Source organism: Komagataeibacter rhaeticus, assembly GCF_011611525.1.
Lineage (GTDB): Bacteria > Pseudomonadota > Alphaproteobacteria > Acetobacterales > Acetobacteraceae > Komagataeibacter > Komagataeibacter rhaeticus.
The window spans coordinates 1,644,993-1,671,785 of sequence record NZ_CP050139.1 but is presented as its reverse complement, the minus strand read 5'-3'; the positions used below and the strand labels follow the sequence as shown (position 1 = coordinate 1,671,785).

At 65.1% G+C, this 26,793-nt stretch carries 25 protein-coding genes; 12 read left to right on the top strand and 13 right to left on the bottom strand.

All coding sequences use genetic code 11. The features are described from left to right. Positions 1-252 precede the first annotated feature (252 nt). On the top strand, positions 253-675 hold the full coding sequence (locus GWK63_RS07465) for a DOPA 4,5-dioxygenase family protein (protein ID WP_007398447.1): 423 nt from the start codon (positions 253-255) through the stop codon (positions 673-675). Here the strand turns inward: GWK63_RS07465 and GWK63_RS07460 are convergent. Next, positions 668-1,546 carry a LysR substrate-binding domain-containing protein gene (locus tag GWK63_RS07460; RefSeq protein ID WP_007398446.1) on the bottom strand — a complete coding sequence of 293 codons (879 nt, stop codon included), beginning with the start codon at positions 1,544-1,546 and terminating at the stop codon, positions 668-670. The two genes, GWK63_RS07465 and GWK63_RS07460, sit on opposite strands and share 8 nt — an antisense overlap. 110 nt (positions 1,547-1,656) lie before the next feature. Here GWK63_RS07460 and GWK63_RS07455 point away from each other — a divergent pair, with 110 nt between their 5' ends. Together GWK63_RS07455 and nhaA are read left to right on the top strand one after the other, a co-directional pair. Continuing rightward, positions 1,657-2,688: a YeiH family protein gene (locus tag GWK63_RS07455; RefSeq protein ID WP_050800666.1), complete on the top strand. Its 1,032-nt coding sequence runs from the start codon at positions 1,657-1,659 to the stop codon at positions 2,686-2,688. Between the two features lie 81 nt (positions 2,689-2,769). Continuing rightward, a complete protein-coding gene (gene nhaA, locus GWK63_RS07450; RefSeq protein WP_223846677.1) occupies positions 2,770-3,957 on the top strand; it encodes a Na+/H+ antiporter NhaA in 1,188 nt (395 codons plus the stop codon). Between the two features lie 219 nt (positions 3,958-4,176). On the opposite strand, the gene GWK63_RS07445 is transcribed toward nhaA, so the two are convergent. Continuing rightward, entirely contained in the window at positions 4,177-4,641 is a 465-nt protein-coding gene (locus GWK63_RS07445; protein WP_007398443.1) for a hypothetical protein, read from the bottom strand. 446 nt (positions 4,642-5,087) lie between these two features. Here GWK63_RS07445 and GWK63_RS07440 point away from each other — a divergent pair, with 446 nt between their 5' ends. Continuing rightward, positions 5,088-6,152 (top strand): hypothetical protein, encoded by a 1,065-nt coding sequence (locus GWK63_RS07440; protein ID WP_034932192.1) that lies wholly within the window; start codon positions 5,088-5,090, stop codon positions 6,150-6,152. Positions 6,153-6,281: 129 nt separating this feature from the next. Here GWK63_RS07440 and GWK63_RS07435 read toward each other — a convergent pair whose 3' ends face one another. From GWK63_RS07435 to GWK63_RS07425, 3 genes are all read right to left on the bottom strand, one after another. Then, positions 6,282-7,346, bottom strand: coding sequence for an alkene reductase (locus GWK63_RS07435; protein ID WP_034932211.1), 1,065 nt, complete (start codon positions 7,344-7,346; stop codon positions 6,282-6,284). A 151-nt stretch (positions 7,347-7,497) separates the two neighbouring features. Continuing rightward, positions 7,498-8,523 carry an Lnb N-terminal periplasmic domain-containing protein gene (locus tag GWK63_RS07430; RefSeq protein WP_099963234.1) on the bottom strand — a complete coding sequence of 342 codons (1,026 nt, stop codon included), beginning with the start codon at positions 8,521-8,523 and terminating at the stop codon, positions 7,498-7,500. Then, positions 8,520-10,472, bottom strand: a complete 1,953-nt coding sequence (locus GWK63_RS07425; RefSeq protein ID WP_099963235.1) for an esterase/lipase family protein — start codon at positions 10,470-10,472, stop codon at positions 8,520-8,522. Before GWK63_RS07425 ends, GWK63_RS07430 begins: the two co-directional genes overlap by 4 nt. A 107-nt stretch (positions 10,473-10,579) precedes the next feature. Between GWK63_RS07425 and GWK63_RS07420 the strand changes: the two genes are divergently transcribed. The 7 genes from GWK63_RS07420 (at position 10,580) to GWK63_RS07390 (ending at position 16,124) form a co-directional block, all read left to right on the top strand. Next, on the top strand, positions 10,580-10,903 hold the full coding sequence (locus GWK63_RS07420; RefSeq protein WP_034932196.1) for a hypothetical protein: 324 nt from the start codon (positions 10,580-10,582) through the stop codon (positions 10,901-10,903). 104 nt (positions 10,904-11,007) lie between these two features. Beyond that, positions 11,008-11,301 (top strand): putative hemolysin, encoded by a 294-nt coding sequence (locus GWK63_RS07415; protein WP_223846676.1) that lies wholly within the window; start codon positions 11,008-11,010, stop codon positions 11,299-11,301. Positions 11,302-11,314: 13 nt separating this feature from the next. Then, entirely contained in the window at positions 11,315-11,584 is a 270-nt protein-coding gene (locus GWK63_RS07410; RefSeq protein WP_051672135.1) for a hypothetical protein, read from the top strand. 29 nt (positions 11,585-11,613) lie between these two features. Next, positions 11,614-11,955, top strand: coding sequence for a hypothetical protein (locus GWK63_RS07405; RefSeq protein WP_139064284.1), 342 nt, complete (start codon positions 11,614-11,616; stop codon positions 11,953-11,955). Positions 11,956-12,328: 373 nt separating this feature from the next. Then, positions 12,329-12,721, top strand: a complete 393-nt coding sequence (locus GWK63_RS07400) for a hypothetical protein (RefSeq protein ID WP_007398434.1) — start codon at positions 12,329-12,331, stop codon at positions 12,719-12,721. Positions 12,722-13,230: 509 nt separating this feature from the next. Then, positions 13,231-14,565 carry an McrB family protein gene (locus tag GWK63_RS07395; RefSeq protein ID WP_085948981.1) on the top strand — a complete coding sequence of 445 codons (1,335 nt, stop codon included), beginning with the start codon at positions 13,231-13,233 and terminating at the stop codon, positions 14,563-14,565. After that, complete coding sequence (locus GWK63_RS07390; RefSeq protein ID WP_007398431.1) at positions 14,562-16,124, top strand: McrC family protein; 1,563 nt, start codon at positions 14,562-14,564, stop codon at positions 16,122-16,124. The genes GWK63_RS07395 and GWK63_RS07390 overlap by 4 nt, the downstream gene beginning before the upstream one ends. A gap of 89 nt (positions 16,125-16,213) precedes the next feature. Here GWK63_RS07390 and GWK63_RS07385 read toward each other — a convergent pair whose 3' ends face one another. From GWK63_RS07385 to GWK63_RS07355, 7 genes are all read right to left on the bottom strand, one after another. Beyond that, positions 16,214-16,792 (bottom strand): DNA-3-methyladenine glycosylase I, encoded by a 579-nt coding sequence (locus GWK63_RS07385; RefSeq protein WP_223846675.1) that lies wholly within the window; start codon positions 16,790-16,792, stop codon positions 16,214-16,216. A gap of 173 nt (positions 16,793-16,965) precedes the next feature. Continuing rightward, a complete protein-coding gene (locus tag GWK63_RS07380) occupies positions 16,966-19,152 on the bottom strand; it encodes a pyrroloquinoline quinone-dependent dehydrogenase (protein WP_034932200.1) in 2,187 nt (728 codons plus the stop codon). A gap of 14 nt (positions 19,153-19,166) precedes the next feature. Then, positions 19,167-19,553 (bottom strand): hypothetical protein, encoded by a 387-nt coding sequence (locus GWK63_RS07375; protein WP_007398427.1) that lies wholly within the window; start codon positions 19,551-19,553, stop codon positions 19,167-19,169. A 538-nt stretch (positions 19,554-20,091) separates the two neighbouring features. Beyond that, positions 20,092-20,505, bottom strand: a complete 414-nt coding sequence (locus tag GWK63_RS07370) for an RrF2 family transcriptional regulator (RefSeq protein WP_112209990.1) — start codon at positions 20,503-20,505, stop codon at positions 20,092-20,094. A 284-nt stretch (positions 20,506-20,789) separates the two neighbouring features. Beyond that, a complete protein-coding gene (locus GWK63_RS07365; protein WP_007398423.1) occupies positions 20,790-21,227 on the bottom strand; it encodes an Rrf2 family transcriptional regulator in 438 nt (145 codons plus the stop codon). Positions 21,228-21,233: 6 nt separating this feature from the next. After that, positions 21,234-22,976 (bottom strand): putative bifunctional diguanylate cyclase/phosphodiesterase, encoded by a 1,743-nt coding sequence (locus tag GWK63_RS07360; RefSeq protein WP_112209988.1) that lies wholly within the window; start codon positions 22,974-22,976, stop codon positions 21,234-21,236. A 32-nt stretch (positions 22,977-23,008) separates the two neighbouring features. After that, the gene (locus GWK63_RS07355; protein ID WP_240919167.1) at positions 23,009-25,375 is read right to left on the bottom strand and encodes an EAL domain-containing protein; all 2,367 of its coding nucleotides are present in this window, start codon (positions 25,373-25,375) and stop codon (positions 23,009-23,011) included. Here GWK63_RS07355 and GWK63_RS17600 point away from each other — a divergent pair. After that, on the top strand, positions 25,299-25,475 hold the full coding sequence (locus tag GWK63_RS17600; RefSeq protein WP_456305859.1) for a DUF3309 family protein: 177 nt from the start codon (positions 25,299-25,301) through the stop codon (positions 25,473-25,475). The genes GWK63_RS07355 and GWK63_RS17600 overlap by 77 nt on opposite strands. Here the strand turns inward: GWK63_RS17600 and GWK63_RS07350 are convergent. Further along, complete coding sequence (locus GWK63_RS07350; protein WP_050800664.1) at positions 25,399-26,025, bottom strand: Crp/Fnr family transcriptional regulator; 627 nt, start codon at positions 26,023-26,025, stop codon at positions 25,399-25,401. The genes GWK63_RS17600 and GWK63_RS07350 overlap by 77 nt on opposite strands. Positions 26,026-26,793: the final 768 nt, after the last annotated feature.

The following is a 26,793-nucleotide window of genomic DNA, read 5'->3' as shown; positions in this document are numbered from 1 at the left end:
CTTCCATGCCCAATCCCGCCATCCGGCCCCAATGCCCGGAAATACGGCGGTGCGGCCGCATGCCGACGGCGTGGCGGGCGGCATGGACGGGCGGTTTGGACGGGCAGTTTGGACGGGCAGTTTGGCAGGGGACCGGGCATGCCGGACCCTGACCCGTCATGCCCTGACCTGTCACATAACGACCTGTCACGCCCTGACCTGTCATCACGCCATGGCCGCCCCATTGCCGACCCCAACCGGAAGCTCCGCCGCATGACCGACCCGATGCCCCGCCCCCTGTCCGAAATCGCAAGCTATCACGCCCATGTCTATTTTGACGGCGCGCAGGCCCGCGCGCTGGCGGCACGCCTGCGTGAACAGATTGCCGCGCGCTTTGCCGTCAGGCTGGGCCAGTGGCATGAACACGCGGTCGGCCCGCATGTGGCCCCGATGTACCAGGTGGCCTTTGACCAGGCCGCGTTCGCCCGCCTGGTGCCGTGGCTCATGCTCAACCACGCGGGCCTGAGCATCCTGATCCACCCCGGCACCACCAACCCCCGGCGTGACCATATACGCGACGGGCTGTGGATCGGCCGCCCCCGCGCCCTGCTGGCCGACCGCCTGCCCGAACACACCGACACGCCCGACCAGCCGGGGGAGGTCAATACCCAGCCGGACCCCGAGGCGGTTATCTGACAGGCCCGGCAATCAGGTCCAGCAGCGCCTCCGCCGCCGGGCTGCGGTAGCGTTCCCTGTGGCGCAGGCCGTAAAACGCGCGCTGGCCCAGCGCCTGTGGCACGGCATGCAGGCTGCCCGCCGCCAGTGCCGGGGCCACCACCAGGGCGGATAGCGCGCTGATCCCCGCCCCGGCCTCCACCGCCGTGCGCACGCTTTCGTTGGAAGGCAGGACAAGGCTAACCGCAAGCCCGCCGGGGTCGATGCCGCGCTGGCGCAGATACCCCTCCAGTGTTGCGCGCGTGCCCGAACCCGCCTCCCGCATTACCCATGTAGCCGCGCGCAGCCACCCGGCATCCACCTCACCGGGCAGGCAGGGCGTGGGGCCGACCAGCAGCATGCGGTCATGCGCCAGCGGCCACTGCGCCAGCGCGGGGTCATCCACCACCGCTTCGACAATGCCCAGGTCCACCATCCCCTCACGCACCTGGCGGGCGGCTTCATGGGTGTTGGTAATGCCCAGTTCCACCGCAATCAGCGGGTAGTGCTGGCGGAAGCGGACAAGGACGGGCGGCAGCCAGTAGGCCGCAATGGTCTGGCTGGCCACAACCCGCAGCGTGCCGCGCTTCAGCCCGGCAAAGGCATCCAGCATGTGTTCCGCCGCCGTGGCGCGCGCCAGCACCGCACGCGCTTCGGGCAGGAACAGCGCGCCAGCACCGGTCAGCCTTATGCCGCGCCCCACACGGTGGAACAGCTTCACGCCGTGGCGGGCCTCCAGCGCCGCGATGGCGGCGGACACGGCGGATTGCGTGACATGCAGCGCACGGGCGGCGGCGGTTACGTGTTCGCGTTCGGCCACGGCAATGAAAAGGCGGAGCTGTTCCAGGGTCATGGGCGCATCCTGGCACAATCAATCGTTTATTGCGATTGGAATGACAGGAATAATGCGTTGGAGTGATGGGTTGCCCCGGCATTAGGGTGCGCGGCGAAAGGAAACCCGCCATGATCCCCCACCCCTGCCCCCGGCCCGCACAGGCGCATCTGCGCCGCCTCCTGCCCGGCATTGCGCTGTGCGCGTCGATCGCGGTGCTGGCCCGCGGGCTGGAGGCGGCGCAGATGCGCCTGTGCGGCCGGGTATGGCTGGAGGCACTCAACACCGCCCTGCTGCTGGGCGTGGGCGTGCGGACGTGCCTGCGGCCCGGCGCGGTGTGGGCGCCGGGCATAAAATGCTGCGCGCGCACGCTGCTGAACGTGGCCATCATGTGCATGGGGGCATCCTTCAGCATGGGGGCGGTGCTGCGGGCGGGGCCGGGGCTGCTGGCGGCGGTGGCGGGCATGGTGGTGTTCAGCCTGTCCTTTACCTGCGCCGTGGGGTGGCTGGTCGGGCTGTCCGCCACCCGGACGCTGCTAGTGGCGTGTGGCAATGCCATATGTGGCAATTCCGCCATCATGGCCGCCGCCCCGGTCATCCATGCGCGTGAGGAGGACGTGGGCGCAACCATCGCCTTTACCGCGGCGGGCGGGCTGGTGGTGGTGGTGGGCCTGCCGCTGCTTGGCCCCCTGCTGCATCTGGGCGGGGCGGCCCATGGCGTGCTGGCGGGGCTGACGGTCTACGCGGTGCCGCAGGTGATGGCCGCCGCCGCCCCGTTCGGGCCGGTGGCGGTGCAGGCCGGCATGCTGGTCAAGCTGATGCGGGTGCTCATGTTGGGGCCGGTCTGTGCCGTGCTGTCGGTATTGCGCGCGCGGATGGCGCGGACGGGTCCGGCACGGGGGAGGGTACGGGTCGTGCCATGGTATATCACCGGCTTCGGGGCCATGATGGGGCTGCGGGCCATGGGGCTGCTGCCACCGGGAATGGCGGCCGCGCTGGCCATGATGGCAACGGGGCTGACGGTACTGGCCATGGCGGCGCTGGGGCTGGGGGTGCAGGCGGGCGCGGTGCTGCGCGCGGGGCGGCCGCTGGCGCTGACGGTTGTGTTCTCGCTGCTGGGCCTGATGGGGGCGGCCCTGGTGCTGGTGCGCGGCATGGGCTGATGCGTCCCGCGGGCCGCCGGCGCAGGCCACAGGGCGCTTGCCTGCGGCCACCCCGTGCGGCAAAGCAGGAGCATGTCCCCCTTGCGTACCTGCCGCCGCCATATCCGCGTTCTTGCCGCCTCCCCCACCGGGGGGGCGCTGGCGCTGCTGCTGGCCGCGCTGCTGGGCCTTGGCATGGCCAACAGCCCGTGGCGGGGGGTGTGGCAGGCCGTGGTGGCGCTGCCGCTGCGGCTGGGAATACTGGGGGCGCATGGCCCGGCCACGCTGGGGGCGTGGGTCTCGGACGGGCTGATGGCGCTGTTCTTCGCGCTGGTCATTGTGGAAATACGCAGGGAAATGGCATCGGGGCACCTGTCCTCTCCCCGGCAGGTGGCGTTGCCGCTGGTGGGGGCGGTGGGGGGCATGGTGGTGCCCGCGCTGGTCTATCTGGCGGTAACGTGGGGCAATGCGGCGGCCATGCGGGGCTGGGCCATTCCGGTGGCGACCGATGCCGCCTTTACCCTGCCCGTGGTGCTGGCGCTTGGCCCGCGCGTGGCACCCGCGGCCCGGACATGGCTTATGGCGCTGGCCATTTTTGACGATATCCTGGGCATCATCGTGATTGCGCTGTTCTACGGCACGGCGGTGTACTGGCCTGCCCTGCTGGCGGCGGCACTTGCCACGCTGGGGCTGGCCGGGGCCGGGCGCGCGGGGGTGCGGGGGCCGTGGCCCTATGTGCTGGGCGGCGGGGTGTTGTGGGTGGCCCTGCTGGCATCGGGGCTGCACCCGACGCTGGCGGGGGTGGTGGCGGGGCTGTGCCTGCCCGCCACGGCCGCGCCCGGCCGCCCCACGCCGCTGGACCGCGCGACCCACGCGCTGGCGCCCGTGGTGACATGGGCGGTGCTGCCGCTGTTCGCCTTCATGAATACCGGGATTTCACTGGCCGGGACGCGGGTGGAAATGCTGCTGCAACCCGTGCCGCTGGGTGTGATGCTGGGGCTGGTGGTGGGCAAGCCCGTGGGTGTGCTGGGGGCGACCATGCTGGCCACGCGGCTGCGGCTGGCCCCGCTGCCCGTGGGCACGCCGCCGGGCATGCTGTTCGGGCTGTGCCTGCTGTGCGGGATCGGCTTTACCATCAGCCTGTTCATGGCGGACCAGGCATTTGCCGCACCCGGACTGGCCGACATGGCCAGGCTGGGCATATTTGCAGGGTCCGCCCTGTCCGCGCTGGCGGGATGGGTATGGCTGCGCATGGTACCGGCCCCTGCCCCGGCCCGGCGGCCGGGATAGGCCGCATGCGCCTGCTCCCCCCATGTCGTCACACCCTGGCCGCCGGGCTGCTGGCGGCGGCCCTTGCGGATACGCCATGTAGCGTCAAAGGTTCCGCCAGACCGGACAGACGTGAAGGTCAGGCCGGGGCCAGGCGCATCATCTCCCCCGCGTGCCGGAGCCGGCCCAGGGCGTGCGCAGCCAGCGCCGGTACCGGGCCACGGGCCATGATGTCCGGCCTTACTGGTCAGCCGAGCCCGGCTGTTCGATAATGACCCGCATGCCCCATGTCTTCCCGCCATCGGTGGTTGTCAGCACGACCTGATAGGTTCCGTTATTGGGGATGATGATGTGATCCAGTGGCGTATCCGTTGATGGCCAGGTGATGTTCTTGTCATCATAATGCTTTAACGACACGGTCATCGGCACGACCGGCGCCGCCGTGATGCCGCTTATGATGGCGGCTTTCTGGATGTCCTTGGGCAGCAGGGTCCCGATCGCCCTGATGTCGATATCGCCGCCACGGTTGGAGGGCAGGCTCAGGATGGCGGAGATGCAGGTCTCGTATTCCCTGTAGCTCTCGCTGGTGCAGGGTGTCTGGACGGTCACGCTGGCCGGGGTGCCATCGGGAAGCCTGACGTCCGTTGCATGGGCCTGGCCGGCCAGCAGAAGCGCCGGAACAAGGGCAAGAAAACGTTTACTCATGGCACGCGACACCTTACGGCAGATTCGGACAACGCTCACAACCCTATCCAGTACTCCAGATCGTCTCCCCTGCACAGGATGCGGCGGGACCATCCGGTTGGTTAACACATTATTTTATCATGGGACATATCCCGCGAAAATTCCCCACATGCGCCGCGCGGGCGTCATGGCTTACGTTATTTTAATAATGTCGCATGCCCCACCCCGGCGCCCCGGTGCATGCGCCCGGATACGGGCCATATCACTGAAAACCATGCCTGAAATGACGGCAGCCGCCATCGCGGCCACCGCCGGATAAAAAACGGGGCGGTTACAATCCACGAAATTTGCATGCTAGCATGACACGGTGCAATCAGCTCAGCCCGTAAGGCCCGGTACCCGGCCACCATCGAAAAACAGTCAAGATAAAGCGGTACGTCGTTCAAGAGATGCAGAGTTCCCTTCTTATGAAAAAATTCACGGTGGTGCCGCTCGTTCTTCTGCTGGGTGGATGTTACGGCGTTGGCTCCCAGAGACTGGACCGTGATCAACTTGACTATTCCCAGGCGCTGATCGGATCATCCAAGCAGCAGACACTCCTGAACGTCGTCCGCCTGCGCTATGCCGACACACCGGGTTTCCTGGACACGACCCAGCTGATTTCCGGCTACCAGCTACAGCGCAACATTTCCATCGGCGTCGGTTCGGATTCCAATCCGGTCCGGCCCGCCGGGGCTATCGGGGCACAGATACAGGAAAGCCCGACCTTCACCTTCCAGCCCGTTACGGGCGATGCCTATGCGCAGAGCTTCCTGCGCCCGCTGCCGCCCGGCAGCCTGCTGCCGCTGGCCATGGGCGGGCTGCCCATAGATATCCTGTTCCGCCTGTCGGTCCAGTCGGTCAACCTGATCAACAACGTGGGGGCCATAGGGGGCGATGTTGGCAGGGGATCGCCCGAGTTTTTTGAACTCATCTATGATCTCCGCCGGTTGCAGATCGCGGGCCTGCTGGGCATCCAGCTTGAACATAGCGAGGAAATACCGGGCAAGACACCGGCCTTTGACCGGGTGTTCCTGACGGTCTCGTCAACGACCGACCCGATCCTGTCCGACGTGGTGAAGGCAACACGGCGTTTTTTTGAAATGGGCCCGAATGACGAGCGCGTGGAGGTCATATACGGGGCAGGCAGGCCGCAGCGTGGCCAGGTCAGGCTGCTGACCCGCACGATGCTTGGCGTACTGGGGCAGATTGCCTACCAGATCGACGTGCCACAGGAAGATATTGATTCAGGACGCACCCTGCCCAAGGTCATCCTGATCGGACGCAATACGAAGCCAACGGTTTTTGTCCATGTCAGTAACGAACGGCCGCGACTTTCTTTTGTAACGATAAAATACAATAACAAATTCTATTATATTTCGGATACGGACTTCCCCAGCAAGCTGGGGTTCACGATGCTGCAGATCCTGATGGAACTGTCAAAAACCACCAAGAACCCGGGCGCCGTGCTGACCATACCGGTCAACGGGTAACTGTCACCGGCGGCACGCGGGCCGCGCCGGGTTGCCCGCCCCCGCCATGCCGGGCACGCCATCACGCCTGGCCACGGCGGGAACACCGCGCCGCGGCCCGGACGCCGCGGCGTGTAAAGGCCGCAGGGATCAGTCCCCCGCGGCCCCCAGCGTGGGATAGTCGATATAGCCTTCCGGCCCGTGGGTATAGAACGTGGCGGGATCGGGCGGTGTAAGCGGCGCACCCGCGCGCAGGCGTTCGGGCAGGTCGGGATTGGCAATGAAGGCCTGGCCAAAGGCAATGGCGTCGGCCCGGCCGTCTTCCACCGCCTTTTCGGCGCTTTCGGGGGTGAAGCGCTCATTGGCGATATACACGCCGCCAAACTGCTTTTTAAGCTGCGGGCCAAGGCTGTCCGGCCCTTCGGCTTCGCGCGCGCAGATGAAGGCAATGCCGCGCCGCCCCAGTTCGCCCGCCACATAGCCAAATGTGGCGGCGGGGTTGGAATCCCCCATGTCATGCGCATCGCAGCGCGGGGCCAGGTGCATGCCCACCCGGTCGGCACCCCAGACGCCAATGGCGGCGTCGGTCACCTCCAGCATCAGGCGGGCACGGTTTTCAATCGACCCGCCATACCGGTCGGTGCGGTGATTGGTGGAATCCTGCAGGAACTGGTCCAGCAGGTAGCCGTTGGCGCCATGAATTTCCACCCCGTCAAACCCGGCCACCTTCGCCAGTTCCGCGCCACGGCGGAAGGCGGCGACGATGCCCGCAATCTCCCCCGTTTCCAGCGCGCGGGGGGTGACGTAATCACGCAGGGGGCGCAGCAGGCTGACATGCCCCTTCGCCGCGATGGCGCTGGGGGCCACCGGGGCCTCGCCATTCAGGAAATACGGGTCCGAGATCCGGCCCACATGCCACAACTGCATGAAGATGCGCCCGCCCGCCGCATGCACGGCGGATGTGACCTTCTTCCACCCTTCCGCCTGTTCGGGGGTCCAGATGCCGGGCACGTCCTCGTATCCGATGCCCTGCGGGGTGACGGGGGTTGCTTCCGACAGGATCAGCCCCGCCAGCGCGCGCTGGGCATAGTATTCGGCCATCAGGTCGTTGGGGATGTGGGTGCTGCCCGAACGCAGGCGGGTCAGCGGCGCCATGACCACGCGGTTGGGCAGCGTCAGCGCCCCGACCTTGAGCGGGGTGAACAGGGTTGGCATGTCATATCCTCCACGGTTCGTTGTCGCGCGGATGATGGGCGCATCACCGCACGCCCGCAAGCCCCCGCCCCATGCGCAGGCAGGCGGCCTGCCGCATCCCGGCTTCGGGGAAAAAAACCGTCCATGCGGCCTTGCCACCCGATGCAGGGATTCATCCCGGCCCCTCGGGCGGTGGCAGGGCCTGGCGGATGGCGGTGGAATAATCCGCCCCGATCACCGCCCCCGGCGCGCGCCGGATGCGGCTTGCGGCGTGCAGCGCGGCATAATCGGGGTAGCGCTTTGCATCATACGGGCCAAGCAGGTCCATGTCATAGGCCATGTCGGCCGTGTGGCCGCTCAGGATCACGCGCCAGTCCAGCCGGTAGCGCAGCCTTGCCCCCGCGCGCGCCAGGATGCCGGTGGTGCAGTTGTCGGTCAGGGTGTTGTACCAGACCGGGTGGCGGGTGATGTCGTGAATGGCGGCCACATAGCTCAGGAACAGCCGCGTACGCACTTCGGGCCGCAGGTCCAGCCGGTACAGGTACACCCGCTCGTGCCGCACATCGGTGCGCACGCCAATCAGGTCACGCTCATCGGCGGTCACGTAGAACAGTTCGTAATGGTGGAAGAACCCGGCAATGGTGGAATAGGGAAAACGCGCCTGCCGCCGCGTCTCGATGGAGATGGCCAGGTGCTGCCCGTCACTGAAGCCGAAGCTCAGGAACACATGGGCAATGTTCTCCCCCGCCCAGTAGGAGGTGACAAGGTCCACGCTGTCCAGCCGGTTCAGGTCATAGCTGGCATCGTACCACGCGGGCAGGTAATCATTGACCGTGCGGTAGCGGAAATTGCGCACGTTGCGCACATGGATCACATCGCCCGTGCGCCAGGTATCGGCGGGGATGGCGTATTCCCCGGCCCAGACCCGGTCATTGCGCGGCGGGTCGGTCACGTACCACACGCCCGCCATCACCCCCAGCGCCGCCCGCACGCCGTGGCGCGCACAGGCCCCGCGCAGCCACCCCGCCCCCAGCATGCAGGCGGGAAAGGCCACCGCCAGCCCGACCCGCAGCGCATCGGGCAGGATGGTGGAATAATATAGCGCCCCCGTGCCCAGCGCCGTGCCCAGCGCCGTGCCCACGCCCCCCGCGATCCGCCCCGCCCATGGCCCGACGGCCGCCCGGCGGCCCGCCCTCATGGCCCGGCCAGCCGGGCGGGTGTGACGGACAGGCCCGGATTGGCGGCAAGCTGTTCAAGCAGGATGCGCTGTACCTCGGCTATGGTCAGGGGGTTGGACTGGGTGGAATGCTCCGAATTGCGGACAACCAGTTCGGATTCCACGCCGGGAATATGCGCGCTTTCATAGGACACCACGCCATCATCGGCATGGGCCAGGTCACGCGGGTTGCCGCACACGGGTATGATGGAATGGGTGTGCACATCGGCCACGATGGGAATGGTGGGCAGCGTGCGCATGAACGCGCTGCGTGGCGACATGGCGTAAACGCTGCCCAGGCGGGGAATGCTGTTGCGCAGGTGCGTGCTGTCGCCCGCCGCACTGGTCACGATCTCACGCGCGGTTTCCGTTACACTCAATGGCAGGCTGGCCATGCCCCCGATCAGGCGGGCCACCGACAGCCCGGCCAGGTAGCTGCCATGCTGGGGGGTGGAGATGAACACCACGCGCTCGATTTCCGGCATGGGGGTGGGGAACATCGTCTTTTCCACCAGCGCGCGGGTTTTCGCATCCAGATGGAAGGACGAAAGCGGGCGCCCCGCCGTGCCGTCCCACAGCCGGCTGCCGGGGTCGATCACCAGCATGCGCGCAAGCAGCCCCCCCTGGCTGTGGCCCACCAGCGTGATGTGCCCCAGCGCCGGGTCCGCCGCAACGCCACCCAGATCCGCCACCGCCTGTTCAATGGCATGGCGCAGCTGCCAGGCGGAATAGGGTATGGGACTGGCGGTGGCGTAGGAGAAGAACCAGAAGTCAAAATGGTTGCGGATGGCCGGGTCTTCCAGCAGGTCGTTGACCATGCTGGCCCAGCGGTACGGGCTGGAGGCGGTGCCATGCACGAATATCACCGGCATGCTGCCCCGGTGGCGCGGCGTCATGGCCACCAGGCGCGGGCGGGTGCCGTCAAAGGTCGTGCCATCAAAAAAGCCCCGGTATTCCTTCGTGCCCAGCGCGGTATCAACCAGGCTTAGCGCGCGGCCCGCCGTCTGGTCATACGCCACCGGCACCCGTGCCGTGCCAATGGGGGTGGTGGCGGTGCCCTGTTCCATCACGCGCAGCACCAGCCGCCCGTGCAGCCGCGTGCCCAGCACCTGCGCGCGCGGGCTGTCCAGTTCCATAAGCAGGCTGGCGGGCATGCGCAGCCGGTCGGACACGCTGAAGCTGCCATCGGGCACGGCCGCCACGTCCGGCACGGGGGCGGCGGGGGCCGTGGGGTCGGGACGGGCCTGCACGGTCAGGGCCTCCCCCAGGCCGGGGGTGCGGTAGATGTTGTTGATGCCGCTTACGCCCATCGTGGCGGTGGGGCGGATATTGTCCAGCACGCGGCCGTGCCAGTGCAGCTGCGCGGGATCGGCCACAAGATCGATCGTGCCAAAGGGCAGCGCCAGGTGCTGGTCCGCCACCGTGACCGACGCGCCGAAGGCCGCCGCCAGCCCCAGGTTGTACAGATCCCCCGCCTGCCGGAAGCGCGGATCATATCCGTCCGGCCCACCCGCCTGCCCCGGCTGCAGATAGGCATAGGCATAGACGGCGGCAGCCAGGAAATCCTGAGGCCGGTGATGGCGCAGCCCCTGCCGGTAGCTGAGTTCGGCCAGCGCGAACAGCACGTCCGCCCCGTCATCATGGCCCGACGCCTGCGTGCGCAGGGTGGCGATGGCGCGGTCGGGGCTGGCGCGCCACAGGGCCAGAAGCGCGTGGCGGCGCAGCACGATCAGCGTGCTGTCACCGGGCCTGCCGCCCTGCAGGGCGGTGCGCGCGCCCTCACGGTAACTGTGCACCAGCGAGACCTGCCGCACGCTGACCGGCCCCGCACAGCCCGCAAGCCCCGCCAGCGCCAGCAGGCAGGCAATCCGGGACGCGCGACCCGCGCGGGCGGTGGGGGGCAGGGCTGTGCGCGTTTCGGTCCATTTCATGGGGCAAGGTTAAGCACCAGTTCGGGCCAGTGGGAAGATAGGATGGGAAGAAGGGGACGCAAAGAGGGTGTTGACAGCCCCGCCCCCCTGGCGTGCATGGTGGGGTGATGCAGCAGCCCTTTACCTGCGCCAATGCGCGCTACCGCACCGATACGGGCACGGGCCACCCCCATGGCGCGGGACAGGCACGGGGCAGCGTGCTGCCCGCCCCGCTGGTCACCCGCGCCGATACGGGCGATACATTATGGCTGGAATACGTGGCCGGGCCGGAAGGCCGGGTGTTCTGGCTGATGTGGTACGACGCCAGCGGCCAGCCGCGCCTGACCCACAGCGCGGTGATGGACCGGGCCAACATGCAGGTCATGCTGCACCGGCTGAGCCATGGGGGGCACGGGCCGGCCCGGCCTGCTGTGGCAGCGGTTTCAGGGTAGGCCGCCTGCCCCCGCACCGGGGCGGCGCGTTCGGAATACGGGCTTTTCTGGCAGCCACCGGCCACGGCGCCGCGCCGCCCTGCCCAACCAGTGAAGGACACGACATGACCCCGCCTTTCCCGCCCCGCAGGCACCACGGCCCGCGGGCCGTCATGGCCCTGACCGCCCTGTCCGCCGCCCTGGCGGGCCTGTGCGGCCCGGATCTGGCGCATGCCGCCCCCGCGCGCACCGGCATGGCCAACCCGGCTTCGGTTTACTGCCAGCAGCGCGGCGGCACGCTGGAACTGCGCCACACGCCACGGGGGGTGACCGGCTGGTGCCATCTGCCCGATGGCACGGTGGTGGAGGAATGGGCCCTGCTGCGCCGCCAGTACCCTTTGTCCACCCCCACACCCTGACGGCGCGGCCGGGATGAACCGCCGCCGCGCGCCCCTGCCCATCCTGCCCCTGCCCAGCCTGCCCGTGCCCGCCCTGCCCATGCCCGCCCTGCCCATGCTGGTGCTGCTTGTGCCGGTCCTGCTGGTGCCGGGCGGCTGCACCGATGCGCTGATGGCGCGCAACCTGCCCCCGCAGCAGGACTGTGCCCGGCGCGGCGGCGCATGGCAGGTGACGGACCAGGGCCATACCGGCCTGTGCCGCCTGCCGCCGGGCAGCCGGGTTGCGGGATGGGTGGTGGGATAGCACACGGGGCGCTGGCCCCGGCGGCGGCCATGCAACCCCGTCCCCGGCCGCCCGTTCTGGTGGGCATGCCAACGGAGGAAAACGTGTCCATTCCCTTCCCTGCCCTGCGGCGGCTCCCGGCCGCATCCCGCCCCCTTGCCCTTCTGGCCCTGTGCGCGGGGCTGGCCCTGCCACTGGCCGCCTGCACCGGCAGGATTGGCGAGGACGCCTGCTTTTCCTGCGCGGCGGAAAAGAAAGCCGCCAGCACCGATACCGCGCAGGCCACCCCCACCACCCTCCCGGTGGGACAGGGCACGGGCGACCAGCCGGGCTCATCCCGCCCGGCGTCCCAGGCCCGCGGGCCGGGCGTGGCCACCGCGCCGGGCCTGTAGCCCCGCCGCCATGCCCGTGGCGGGACAGGCCCGTGGCGTCACATCCCCATCGTGTCACACCAATGTGTTCGCCCGCCGTCCCGCCGGGCTGAACCCCTGCCCCGCCCGCCACGTTGACCCCATGCCAGCCAGTCGGGGCGCACACCCCCTACAGACACGGCCGGGCATGGCCTGCCACGGCGGACGCGACAGGCCACGGGACGGGACGACGGCAGACCGGGGCAGGACACACCGCCTGCCGGCCACGGCGCAGACAAGACGGGCCACAAGCCCGCGCGCCCCCCCCGCCCGCCTGCATGCCGGAACGCCATGCAGGGCTGGTAGATGCGTGTTCCATGACTGTCACACCCGCTATTGCTGCAGGAGGCCCACCATGGCCATCACACGTAATGTAGCCCATCTGACCACCCGCATCGGAGATTTCCTGACCGGCGCGCAGGGGGACCGTTCCGGCGCGCTTTCGGTGCTGAATGACATACTCGGCCCCCTGCCCGCGCCCGAACACCCCAGCATGCTGGAAAACCGGGCCGAGGCCGCCGGCCTGCTGCCCACCATCCGCGCCTGGCAGGAACACGCGCAGAGCCCGCCCGCCGATGAGGCCACGATCCACGCGCTGTTCCGCCCCGCGGAGCTGGAACGGTTTTCCACCCAGACCGGGCTGTCCGAACCTGCGGCGATGAACATCCTGCGCGAAATGCTGCCCACCGCCGTGCGCCACCGCGCGGTAACCGCACAGGCCAGCCGCGCCGCCCCGCCGGTGCAGTAACCCCGGCCCGTTCGGGCCATACCGGCACCAGGCCGGGATACGGGCCACCACCTGCCCGCCCGCACGGGGTCCACCCCGCCGCGTGGCGGGCTTTTTCATGCATAAGCGGCCCTGCCGGCCGGACGATGCGATATCGCAACATGTCCGTGAATTTTTCAGGATGGGGGACTGGATTTTTTTATACTGGTCAGATTATATGAAAAACGGAATGAAACAGTTCTCCATGCAGGAAAATATGGCCTGTATCCGTTTTTTTTAATAGCGAGCGGCTTGTGACAGATATTTTCTATAGTAGATATTTTGACGCCCTGCAGGCATGCAGGGGCCACTCCAGGGATGATACTGTCGAACGCAATGGAATATCCGGCGAGGCCCTGAATGACCGGTATGGACCCGATCTTGATAATATCTATACTTTCCTGAAAAAACTGGCCCACAGGGTCGCACTGTGCGCGGACGGCCTGAATGACGGCCGGGCCGGTTACCTGGAATGGCATAACGACAAAGGCATGCCGAAACGGATCGATTCCGAAACAGGATTCAATACCGAGCCATGGATCCGTCTCTACCCCCACGTCGCAACCGACAAGGTGGCATACCGGCTGGGGGTTACCGCCAACCTGAATGGCAGGTCCGTGCGGGCCTTCACGCTTGGCATGCTGGCAGCCAGCCCCAGGATGAAGTCTGTGGCGCTTGAGGAAGTCGACGCCAGTAAACTGGCCGATGCCAGTGGCAACATATCCATGGATACGCTTGTGAAATGGTGCTGCGGGGCCATGACAAAACTTCCGGCCTATACCAGCCCGTTCGAAAAGACCGACGACAATACAAGCCTGCTCCAGTCCGCCACGTGGAAAGTCATGGAACAGCCGCTGAACGTCATTTATTACGGCCCCCCCGGCACAGGCAAGACCCACAGGGTGCAGGGCATCATCGAGAGGATGCGCAAGGATGGTGAAAGGGAGGATGATTTTTACCGTTTCGTGACGTTCCACCCCTCCTACGCCTATGAAGATTTTGTGGAGGGCATCCGCCCGGGCGTGACGGAAAACGGACAGGTCGATTACAGCGTCAAGGACGGCGTGTTCAAGGAACTGTGCAACCAGGCGCGCGAAAACCCCACCCAGCCCTATGTCATGGTCATCGATGAGATAAACCGGGGCAACATCAGCAGCATATTCGGGGAACTGATCACCCTGATCGAGCAGAGCAAGCGCGAATTCATGCCCGGCGGGCTGAGTGTCACGCTGCCCTATTCGCAGGAGAAGTTCTCGGTACCCGCCAATGTATTCATTTATGGCACCATGAATACGGCCGACCGTTCGCTTACCCTGATCGACACGGCGCTGCGCCGCCGCTTTGAATTCGTGGAAGTCAGCCCCGATCCCGCGCTGCTCGACAAACTGATGGTTCCGGGCGCCAGCAAAGAAAAACCCATCAATATCCGGCGCATGCTGGAAGAAATGAACAGGCGCCTGGAGCTGCTGTATGACCATGACCATACCATCGGCCACGCCTATTTCACTGAACTGTGCAAGCTGCGGGAAGACATGCGCTTTGAGCGGCTGTCGCGGATCATGGAGAAAAAGATCATTCCCCTGCTGGAGGAATACTTCTTTGATGACCTGAAAAAAGCCGCCATCGTGCTGGGCGACAACCGGAAAAGCGATCGCGACTGCCGGTTCCTGATTACGGGCAGCACGGCAGAAGACCGCGAAATACTGGACGAAGCCGGCAGGTCCGTCCACGCCACCTGCAAGCGCAACGCGAAAGCCCTGAACAACCCCGATGCCTATATCGGCATATACGAAACATCGGGCGCGGAGGGCCAGAAAAAGGCATGACACGGGATACGCCCGATCCGTCCGGAAACCCGTTTTATGAATATGAAATCGTAACGCTTGACCGCTGCAGGGCAACCTATGACGATGATCAGGCCACGATGGTATTCGAATGGCTGAAGCACGAAGGCCGCGCCGGCGGCCGCGCCCTGCCCCGGCAGCATGACACCAGATCCGACCCATGGGTCGGCACGCCCTTCCAGCACCGCATGATGGTGGACGGGCGCTGGCAGGTGGTGGATGCGGTCAGGTTTTCAAGCTGGGTCGGTGTGGTGCGTACGCCCTGCGGGGCCCAGATCGAGATCCTGCCCAAGACGGGCAATGACAGGGGGGCGGACAGGAAAGCGGCGCCTGCCAGCACACGCAGGCAGTTCATACAGATGCTGGCCTGCCTGCCGGAAATGCAGCATATCCGCCATCCCCTGCGGGCACTTGTGGACACGCAGATGGATATGCCGCTGGGGGACATATTCCTCAGCGCCTTCCTGCACAGCGTGGCCGGCCTTCTGGGCCGGGGCATGCGGCGTGATTATGTCCGGCACGAAGACAACCTGCCCACCCTGCGTGGCAGGCTGTGCATGGCCGCGCAGATGCGCCACAACCTGGTCCGCCGTGACCGCTTTTACACCCGCCATGACGAATTCAGCGCCAACAGGGCGGAAAACAGGCTGATCCACACCGCCCTGCTCCGCGTGCTGGAAATGGCGGGAACGGACGCCAACCACAGCCTGACGCGCCGGCTGCTGGTGGCGTTTGATGGCGTGCCCCTGTCCACCGATATTGCCCGTGACATGGAACTGGTTCGGCATGAGCGGGACATGCATTACTATCACGAAGCCCTGTCCTGGACGGTGTTCATCCTCAACGACCTGTTCCCCCTGACCGCGCGGACAAGGAAAAACACGGACACGCAGCACGAAGCCGCCTTCATGCTCTTCCCCATGGAATGCGTGTTTGAAAAGGCGGTGGCCGTGGCGCTGGCCACCCAGATGCCGCAGGGCTACCGGCTGGAGGAACAGTTCACGTCACGCCATCTGGTCACCTGCCTGCCAAAGGCGGGACAGGAACCGGAACAGCGCTTTTCCCTCAGGCCCGACATGGTGGTGCTGCGGCCTGACAGCCGTACGGTCTGCATGGTGCTGGACACAAAGTGGAAACGCCCCGTACCTGACGCCTCCGTTCCCCTGGCCTTCCGTGACAGCTGGATAAACCAGAGTGACCTGTACCAGATGAAGGCCTATGGTGATAATTACCTGAACGAGGGCAATGGTCCCGTTGTGCTGGTCTATCCCCGCACCAACAACTTCATTACGGCATCGCAACCCTTTATCTTCAACAGCGCCGACGGCACAGTGGCCGATATGGAAGACAGGCTGCAACTATGGCTTGTGCCCTTCTGCCTGGACCGGCACATCCTTGTCCTGCCCGATGCGGACGGCAAGGCGGAAAAGGACATGCCGCCTGCGGAAAATGCCTCCCGCCCGCTTGATTTCGGGCAGTTTATTACCGACACGCCCGCCCGGCGCTATCAGCTGGGCCTGGACATGGGCAGGGCGGACTGACGCTGGCACGCCGCCACGCCCGCCCCGGTGGGCGTGCCCCGATTAGCATATACCGGTTAGCATGCACCGGTTAGCATGCCCTGGGGCCACTACCGGGCGGGGTGGCGGAAACAGCCGGGTTCATGGTCATGCACCATGCCGGCCGCCTGCATCCAGGCATAGGCAATGACCGGCCCCACAAACCGGAACCCCCGCGCCCGTAGCGCCACAGCCATTGCATGGGACAGCGGCGAGGACGCCAGCACCCGCCCCGACAGGTTGCGCACCGGCGCCGCGGGCACCATGCCCCATGCAAAACGGGCAAAATCCTCCCCCCCATCGCGCATGGCCACATAGGCGCGCGCATTGCCAATGGTGGCGCGGATCTTGGCACGCGCGCGGATGATGCGTGGGTCCGCCATCAGCCGTTCCTCATCCGCCGCATCAAAGCGGGCCACGCGGTCGGGGTCGAAACCGGCAAAGGCGGCGCGCAGCCCCTCGCGCCGTCGCAGCACCGTGCGCCATGACAGCCCGGCCTGAAAGCTTTCCAGCACCAGCATTTCCCACAGCATGCGGCTGTCATGCACGGGCTGGCCCCATTCGTGGTCGTGATAGGCCATCATCATCGCATCCGCCTGTGCCCAGGCACAGCGCGGGCGGGTGGGGTCGGGTGCGGGAGTAATGGCCATGCAATAATCCATAATAAAAAGTTTTTGGTGAAGCTTTTTCCAAAAAGCTCCAGAGAACGCCGCCTTTTTGAAAAAAGGCGGCACCCAAAAACTTTTATACGTTTTTCATACGCATAAAAAAACCGGGACCGCATGGTGCGGCCCCGGTTCCCTCACCCCGCAGGGGGATCGGATCAGTTCACGTTGTCCAGCGCATAGACTACCAGGTCATCCGTCACCGGCGTCATCATGAAGTGGTGGCCACCGGCCATGATGGCGACATACTGCTTGCCCTTGTACTCATACGTCATGGGTGTCGCCTGCCCGCCACCGGGCAGCACGTCGTTCCACACTTCCCGGCCGGTATGGATGTCGAAGGCATGGATCATGTTGTCCGTTGTCGCGGCAACAAAGATCAGGCCACCAGCGGTAATGACCGGGCCGCCATTGTTGGGCGTGCCGATGGTCAGCGGCAGGTGCGTGGGCAGGCCGAACGGGCCGTTGGCGCGCGCGCTGCCCAGCGGGTGCTGCCACAGCACCTTCTGCGTGTGCATGTCGATGGCGGTGATCATGCCATAGGGCGGGCGGTTGCACATCATGCCCGTATATTCATCCCAGAACGGCGAGACCACGATGCCGTACGGCGTCTCGGCCATGGCGCCCGCGCCCTCGGCGCCACCGCCACCGGGCTTGTAGTTGGGGTCATCGACCGGCATCAGGCCAAGCTGGTCGGCCTTCTTGCGGCTGACAAGCTGGTCATACATCGGCGTGTTGTTCCAGTTGGCGATCAGGATGCCGGTCTTTTCATCATAGGCAACACTGCCCCAGTCGGACCCGCCATTATAGCCGGGATATTCCAGCCACGGCTTGTCAATGCTGGGGGGCGTGAACTCACCCACATAATGCGCGCGGCGGTATTTCAGGCGGCAGTAAAGCTGGTCGATGGGGGACATGCCCCACATGTCGGCTTCCTTGAGCGGGGCAAAGCCAAGGCGCGGCATGCCCACCGACCAGGGCTGCGTGGGCGCGCGCGGATCACCCGGCACCATGCCCGGCGAGGGCGCGGGCCGTTCTTCCACCGGCAGCACCGGCTCACCCGTGCGGCGGTCCAGCACGAAGGTCTGGCCACGCTTGGTGGGCATGATCAGCGCGGGCACGCTGCTGCCATCGGGCTTGGTGAAATCCATCAGCGTGGGCTGGGAGCCGATGTCGTAATCCCACACATCCTTGTGCACCGTCTGGAACACCCAGCGCGGCTCACCCGTCTTGACATCGATCGCCACCACGGCGGAGGAGACCTTGTTTTCCTCCGGTGAACGCATGGCGCTGTAGTAATCGGCGGCCGAATTGCCGGTGGGCACGTAAACCAGCCCCAGCGCGTTGTCACCAATCATCGCGGCCCAGGAATTGGGGGTGCCACGGCTGTAATGCTCGCCTTCCTTCGGCTCGCCATGTTCATGCGGGCGGTTGACATCCCATGCCCACAGGAAGCGCCCGGTCTCGGCATCGTAACCACGGATCACGCCCGATGGCGCCCAGCGGCGCTGGCCGTCAAGGATTTCCTGGTTGGTGATGATCGCGCCATTGACGATGGGCGGCGGCGCGGTCTCGGCCACGAAGCCGGGCACGGACTCACCCATCCCCTTCATCAGGTTGACCATGCCGTGCCAGCCAAAGCCCTCGCACACCTTGCCGTCCTCGCTGTCCACCTCGATCAGGCGTTCATCCAGCGTGGCTTCAAGGATGCGGTGATGGCAGTGCTCGCCTTCCGGCACGGTGGAGGAAGTGTAGTACACCACCGCCTTGCACGCTGCCGTATACGGAATGCTCTCGTATTTCTCATTGGCGTGGAAATGCCAGACTTCCTTGCCCGTGGCGGGGTCGATGCGCATCATGTCGTTCAGTGCCGAACACATGTACATCCCGTCACCCACCTTGATGGGCGTGGTTTCGGCCGCCCATTTGTTCACCTGCCCCGGCCCCGGCTTGCTGCCGGTGTGGTAGATGAAGGCGCGCTTGAGGTGGCTGATGTTGGCCGGCGTGATCTGGTCCAGCGGCGAATAGCGCGTGGCTCTGTCATCACGGGCATAGCCGGGCCAGTCATCATGGGCGGGGTTGGCCACCACCTGCTCGACCATGGGTGTTGCCTCGCTGGGTTCGGCGGGCGGGCCGTCGGGGATGTTGGCGGCATTCACGCCGGGGGCCTGCGGGCCGTTGGGCGACGGGGCCGAGAACGCATCCGCCGGCGGCGTGGGCTGGGCCGGTGGCACGGTGGCATTGCCAGTGCCGGGCGGCTGGTCGGCGGGGGGAACCTGCGCAAGGGCCGTGGCACAGGACAGGCCGGTGATGATGGTTGCGCCCAGCAGCAGGCCGCGCGGCATCGGGGTCCGGGACATTACGCGACCTCCCGCACAAGGGTCGAGCGCGCGGCTTCGGCGCGTTTGAGAACAGGCAGGCACGCCAGCACGCCCAGGGCCAGCAGCGTGGGGCCAAACACGCGGGGCAGCAGGCCCCAGCCGTCAAGCCCCACTTCCCACAGCGCCCACAGCCACGTAAAGGCCACGGCGGCAAGATAGAGCAGCCCGCCGGCCACCCGGCCCATGGCCATGAGAAGGCCCGCCACCGTCACGGCAAGCCCGACAATGACGTAGTACCACGACCCGCCAATAAAGGCGAGTTCCGCCCCCATGTACAGTAGTGGCAGGCCCAGCAGGATGATGATGACCGCAAGACCCAGCGTCGCCCATCCGGCGGGGGTCTGTGGTGTTACGAAAGCAGACATGATGGATGTTCCTCCAGTATCATGATGCGGAGGCTAGTCCCGCCTTCGTTAAACGTGAAAAAACGAAACCGTGAGAGTGGTAACGACTTTATGAGTATTGTTACACCCTTATCAGTATTCCGCCAAAAATTAACAGCGCGCATTCCGCTTTTGACCAGCAGGTCTGCACTATACGGGCAATTAAATATTAATTTTTACCTGTCCCGTTCCCTGACGGAACCGTTTCGTATTCAGGACAGTCCGGCATGACCACAGGGCGCCAGCCATGCGATACGGCGCGGCAATCCGCGCGGGAAGGGACAGGGCACCGCCGGCATGCCCCTGCCCGCGCCGGTGCGGGCGGAAAAGGCCGGCCGGTAATCACGGGCGCATTCCAGGTGAAGCCCTGCCGCGCAAACGCCCCGGCCCCTGCCCGCATACGGGGGCAGGCAGGGCGGCAGGCGTGCCCGCATCCCCCATCAGGGCGGCGGAGACGGGGCACATCTATATATGTACATATATAGACAAGGGCGGCACTACCTCATCCATCGTGGTGGTATCAGGCCCTCCGGTCCGGCAGGATATCGTTCAGCGTCGTCTCGTCCAGAACCTTGAGGAAGGCACGCATGGATTGCGCCAGCAGATGACGCAGGCGACATATGTCTGCCAGCAGGCAGTGCTGGCCGTTTTCCGGCTGGCACGCGACAACGGAATCCATGTCCGTTTCCATCAGCCGCACGATATCACCAATAACGATTTCATGCGGCAGGCACGGCAGCTGCAACCCGCCAGACCGGCCACGACGCGCCACCACCACCCCGCTATGCGACAGGCGGTTGACGACCTTGACCAGATGGTTGTGGGAAATACCGTGACTGTCGGAAATTTCGTGTACGGATACACGCCGTTCGGGATTACGCGCCAGATAGACCAGAACGCGGATGGCATAAGCTGTATGAAGGGTCAGGCGCATGATGGCTTGTCGGTAGCCTCCTTGCGTGGTCTGCCTGATGCGCGCATGGCTGTGGAAAAGCGCTGCCGTGGCACCGGACTTCCCGCAACTGGCGTCAGGTCGGTCATGAGCATGTAACGGGACATCCCTACACCGCACGTCTGGAAATTGTACATCATGGTACCATATTCATTCCATATGTCGTTATAATTAAAAATTATGTTCCAGGCGCACCAGTACGGACCCGCAATACAGGTTCCGACAATAAAAAGCCAGTCCCGCGGCTGTCATATCCGGGCCTGCCGTCAGGTTATGTTTCCGCGTTGTCCGGTCTTTCCATGGTCACACAGCATGTCATGCAATGTCAAGCGGTCCAGCACGGCCATGAAGGCATTCATGGACTTGGAAAACAGTTTCCGCAGGCGGCAGGCATCGGCCAGGATACATTGCTGGCCACTGCCCGGTATGCATGAAACAATGGCCGATACATCTGATTCCATCAGCCGCACGACATCACCGATCACGATCTGACGCGGCGTGTGGGCCAGTTCCACACCCCCGTTGCGGCCCCGGCGCGCCAGCACCACCCCGTTGGTGGACAGGCGGTTGATCACCTTCACCAGATGGTTCTGGGAAATCCGGTGGGTATCCGCAATTTCCTGAATCGCGACCCGCCTGCCCGGGTTCTGTCCCAGATAGATCAGGGCGCGAATGGAATAATCGGTGTGGAGTGTCAGGCGCATGCCCCCTCATGACGCCTGTAGCGTGATTTCGGTATGATCTGGCGCAAAGATATGCTCCGCCAGCACAAGATTCGCGGCCGAAATGGGGGGCGAAATATAAAAACCCTGAATCCGGTCCACGCCAATCGCACGCAGGATTTCCATCTGTCCGCGCGTTTCCACCCCGCTGACCGTAACGCTCTGCCCGAAGGCATGGGCCAGGCCGGACAGGTGGGCAATCACGTCACGGGCCTGCTGGTCATGTTCGATTTCACGGACCAGCTTGCGCGAAATCTTGGCCTGCGTGAAACGGATGTCACGCAGGGCGGAAATGGGCAGGGTTGCCAGCCCGAAATCATCCAGCGCCAGCTGGAACCCCATGGCCGCCAGTTCCTGCAGGCGCAGCAGTTCCCGGTCCGACCGGCGCCCGGCCAGCACGCTTTCCGATATTTCCAGCACGTAGTCGGACGCCTTGCTGCCCTGGCGCTTTATTTCGGCCTCCAGATCGTTCTGGAACCCGATATTGAGCAGGTCCAGCCGCGAGAGGTTGATGGTCAGGTTGGGATAGGTATCCAGCGTGTTGTTCCACAGCCGCATGTCATTCTGGAACGCCTTGACCAGGCGGGGGCTCATGGCCTGCGCCAGCGCCGCATCCAGGAACACGTCATGGAAGCTTTCCGCCGCCAGCAGCCCGCGCTGCGGATGGTGCCAGCGCAGCAGGGCCTCGATCTGGTCGCACCGGCCGGTGGCCAGGTTCAGGATCGGCTGGTAGTACAGCTCGAACTGGTCCTTTTCCACCCCCGTGCGGGCATCGGTCAGGATCTGGGCGCGTTCCAGCGCGTGCTGGTGCAGCGTGATGTCGAACATCCGCGCCTGATGGCCACCGGCGCGCTTTGCGGCATACAGCGCGATATCGGCGTTCTTCTGCAGTGATTCGGCGCTTTCCTGGCTGGCCACGGGGCTGACGCCAATGCTGCCCGACACGTTGACCATGGTGTTGCCCACCTCGATCGGGGCTTCAAGCTCGGCCAGAAGCTGGTCAAGGATATCCTGCAGCGGCCTCCTGGTCAGGGTATGGTCCAGGATCAGCGCGAACTCGTCGCCCCCCAGGCGGCAGACCGCGTCCTCCGGGCTGACCAGCGCCATGAGGCGGGCGGAAATGACCTTCAGCACCACATCGCCCGCATGGTGGCCATGGATGTCATTGATCTGCTTGAACCCGTCCAGGTCGAACATGACCAGCATGATCTCGCGCGTGATGTTCTGCGCCTTGTGCTCCACCGCCTTCTGCAGCACGTTGTTGAAGCCGCCACGGTTGAACAGCCCCGTCAGCGGGTCGGTGGAGGCAAGGGATTTCAGCCGGTCACGGGTGTTCATAAGCTCCGTGATCTCGAAACGCGTGGCCACGTAGCCCTCGATCGCGCCAAGCGAATTGTGCTTGGGCATGATGGTGGTGGCCACCCAGTACAGCGTCCCGTCCTTCGCCCGGTTGCAGATATTGCCACGCCAGATCTCGCCCGTGCGGATGGTACGGTACATCTGGCGGAAGAAGCTGGCGTCATGATACCCGGAATTGACGATCCGGTGCGTGGACCCCAGCAGTTCCTCACGCGGGTAGCGGCTGATTTCGCAAAAGCGGTCGTTCACATAGGTGATCACGCCGCGCACGTCGGTAATGGCCACGATCAGCACATTATCGACCACATCGGCCCAGAAATCGGAATCCTGGTGGGTCAGTGCGCGCAGGCGGTCATCGTGTTTGAGTGACATGGCTTATGGCTCCCTCTGTCGCCCTGAAGGGATCAGGATCGGTTTGTGGTTGTCGTTGCTGCGGCCTCCCCGGGGGCCGTCGTGGACGTGTCCTTTCCTGTGGGTGAAGTAGCCGGCTGCGCGGCCGTGGCGGGTCTGGCGGGGCCGGGCTGGCCTTTATCCGGTGCGGCCTGCGCACCCCCTGTCGCACCCCCTGCCGCGCGTGCCGCCTCGATATCGCGGATCACGGCGGGTGCGCCGCCATGGCGCACCCATTCCTCCAGGTCACGCGGCGCCAGCGGCTTGGCGAACAGGTAGCCCTGCATCACGTCGCAGTTCAGTTCCTCCAGCAGGGCGCGCTGCTGCTCGGTCTCGACCCCCTCGGTCACCACGGTCATGCCAAGGCGCGAGCCGATGCCGATCACCGCCATGGTCACGGCCTGGGCATTGGTGTCGTATTCGAAATCGTTGATGAAGCTGCGGTCGATCTTGATCTCGGTCAGCGGCAGGCGCGTCAGGCGCGAAAGCGATGAATAGCCGGTGCCAAAATCATCCATCGACAGCCCGCAGCCCAGGTTGCGGATGGACTGGAGCACCTCCTCGGTGTCGCTGCTGCTGTCCATCATCACGCTCTCGGTAATTTCCACCGTCAGGCGCGAGGGCTTGAGGTTGTGGTCCTTGAGCAGGGCGGCAATATGCTCGGGCAGCGCGCGGTTGCGGAAATGCACCGCCGACAGGTTGACCGCCACGGTCGGCACGTACACCCCGTCAGCATCCCATTTCACGATCTGGCGGCACGCTTCCAGCAGGGACCACCGGCCGATGGCCTCGATCTGCCCGGTTTCCTCCGCCACGGCAATGAAGCGGGAGGGATAGATGTTGCCCAGCGTGGGGTGATGCCAGCGCGACAGGGCCTCCACCCCGCTCAGTTCCAGCGTGTGGGTGCGCACCTGCGGCTGGTAGTGCAGCTGCAGCATGCCCTGCGCCAGGGAATCGCGCAGGGCGGAACCCAGCACCAGCCGGTCCTGCGCCACCTGGTTCTTTTCCAGGTTGGCGAAGCGGTATATGCCGCGCCCGTCTTCCTTGGCCTGGCGCATGGCGGTATCGGCATGGCTGAGCAGGGATTCACTGTCCGGCCCGTTGGCGGGGAACGTGCTGATGCCAATGCTGCACGAGATGGAAAGCGTGTTCTGCCCGATCTGCAGCGGGCGGCCGATGGTATCGAGCAGGCTGCGCGCGATCTCCTCTATGCGCGGGCCATCGCAGTCGGGCACCACCAGTACGAATTCATCCCCGCCCGAGCGGCTGAGCACGTAGTCATCACGGGCAATGGAGCGGATGCGGGCCGCGATCTCGACCAGGAACTGGTCGGCATGGACATGGCCCAGCGCGTCGTTGATATCGCGGAAGCGGTCGATATCAAGCATGAAGATGGCCAGCGTGCGGTTGCCGGGCTGGGCGATCATTTCCTCCATCACCCGGTGCAGCGCGCCACGGTTGAGCAGGCCGGTCAGCGAATCATAGCGGGCAAGCTGCGTCATGTGGGTCTTGGTGGCGTGCTGCTCCAGCGCCACCGCGCAGAACGGCAGGCACGCACCGACCAGCCGCTGCGGCCAGGCGCCCAGCTGGTTGTTCTCACGCAGGTACAGGGCGAAGATGCCCGTGATCCGCCCGTCGGCCGCCAGCACCGGGGCCGCGTAGCATGACTGCAGCCCCAGCGAGCGGCACATGGACTGGTAATTGTCCCATACCAGCCGCCCGGTATAGGACGGGTTGGCCTGCAGCTTCTCCACATCGGAGGGCGAGGGTATGGTGGTTTCCAGCGCATTGCGGATACGCCGCGGCAGGGCAGGCGTGCAGATCACGCGCCAGGGCTGGTTGTCATCAAGCACCAGCATGGCGGCCACCGCGTTGGGCACGAAGGCTTCCACCTTGCGGCAGATCAGTTCGCCAATATCCTGTATCAGCATGTCGCTGGCCAGCGCCTGCAGCACGTCGTTCTGCAGGATCAGGATCTTGCGGCGCTGGCTTTCGTCCGTGACGTTCTTCATCACGCCCATGTAGTAGATCTGCCGCTTCGCCCCCTGCCCGATCTCCACCTTGGACAGCGAAAGCTCGCCACAGATGTATTCGCCATCGGCGCGGGTGAACTCCACCTCACGCGATGTGCCGACAATGCGGTTGTGGCCGGTTTCGCGGTTGCGGTCGATGTAGCGGTCGTGCTCGTGGCGCAGGCGGACGGGCACCAGGCAGTCCACGTTGCGGCCGATCACCTCCTCACGCGGGATGCCCCACAGGGAAGCGGCGGCCTGGTTGTAGAAGATGATCTCGTTATCCTGGCCGATGATGACGGTGGCGTCGATCGCCTGTTCAAGGGCGGGCAGCAGGATTTCGGTCGTGAGCGCTGTAATCTCGGGCATCTTGGTACTGTCTTTCCTGGGTGTCATTCCGGGGTGGCCACGATCGCGCGCAGGCGGTCCGGGTCGAGAATGTGGATGGCACGACGCTCACGCGAGATGAGCTTTTCACGGTGGAAGGTGCTGAGCAGGCGGCTCACGGTTTCGGTGGTCAGGCCAAGGAAGTCGGCTATGTCGGCGCGGGACAGGGCGGGGTCGACCGGCCACAGTTCATGCGTGCCCATGCGCGTGCCCTGCCCGATCAGGAAGGCGGCCAGGCGTTCGCGCGCGGTCTGGCGCCCCAGCATGAGCAGGCGGCTGTGCATGCCCACCAGCAGGTGGCACGCGCTTTGCAGCGACGCGGCACAGGCACCGGGCGACGTGTCATGCAGGTGGTGGATCACCGGGGTGGGCACGCAGGTCACCTGCACGCCCCGCATGGCTTCGGCGCTGTAGGGATAACGGGCGCAGGGATAGGCGGGCAGCACGTCGCCCCTGTGGGCGAAGCCGATGATCTGCCGCCGCCCGTCGGGCAGGGACTTGAACAGGCGCGCCCCACCACTCACCACATGGAAATGCATGCTGGCGGGGGTGTTTTCCGTCATGAATTCCTGGCGTTCGGAAAAACTGCGTTTCAGTCCGTCGGTCGGAATGGGGAGCTGCGCAAAAGACATGAATTTATTTCTCGTTTCCAACAGGATTGCGGCTGTTTGTTATTCATGACACATTTTTGCCATAAGTTAATTTGTAAAATACATGCATAATAAATGCGGTATCATTCCTATATTTTCAGCATATTTTATTCTTTCATGTAATTATGAAGGACACACCCGCGTGAGCCACCAGCCATTAATGGTCACGACCGGCGTGCGCCCGACTGTATGATTGCGGTATAGAAACAGTAATCATTACTGTTCCGGTCAATATCCGCACCACCAGCATCCCGCCTGCGGGGCGTGAATATTTGCACGCGCGCCGCACCGGTCGTACCGGCATGGGTCGGGGCCGCCATGACGCGGTATGGCCCGGTCTTTCGCGGTCCGCCGGGTGGGGACCGTGCCTGTCCTGTCTCCCCTGCACCGTGGGGCAGGGACCTGTCCTGCCCGGTGCGTCCGTTGCGTTGCCTCGCCTGCCGCCACTTGGTAAACGAACCCGTGGCGTAAAGTTTATTTCCGCCCGCGCGGCAGTGATGCGGAACGGACTGGTCCTGAATGCCCGCGTGGTCAGCATTCAGACCATTGTGGTCCGGTCTATTCCAGTAATGTGCCGGTACGGGCTGCAAGTCGTCCGTCCATTATTGGGTCGCGCCCGTCCCGCATCCACCACCGGATGGCGGCACATGACACGGGAAGGGTCCATTCCTGCCTGTCTCATCTGCCAGCCATGAGTGCCAACTATCGTGCTGACAGTTTAAGATTTCATGAAAGCTTCATAAAATACAC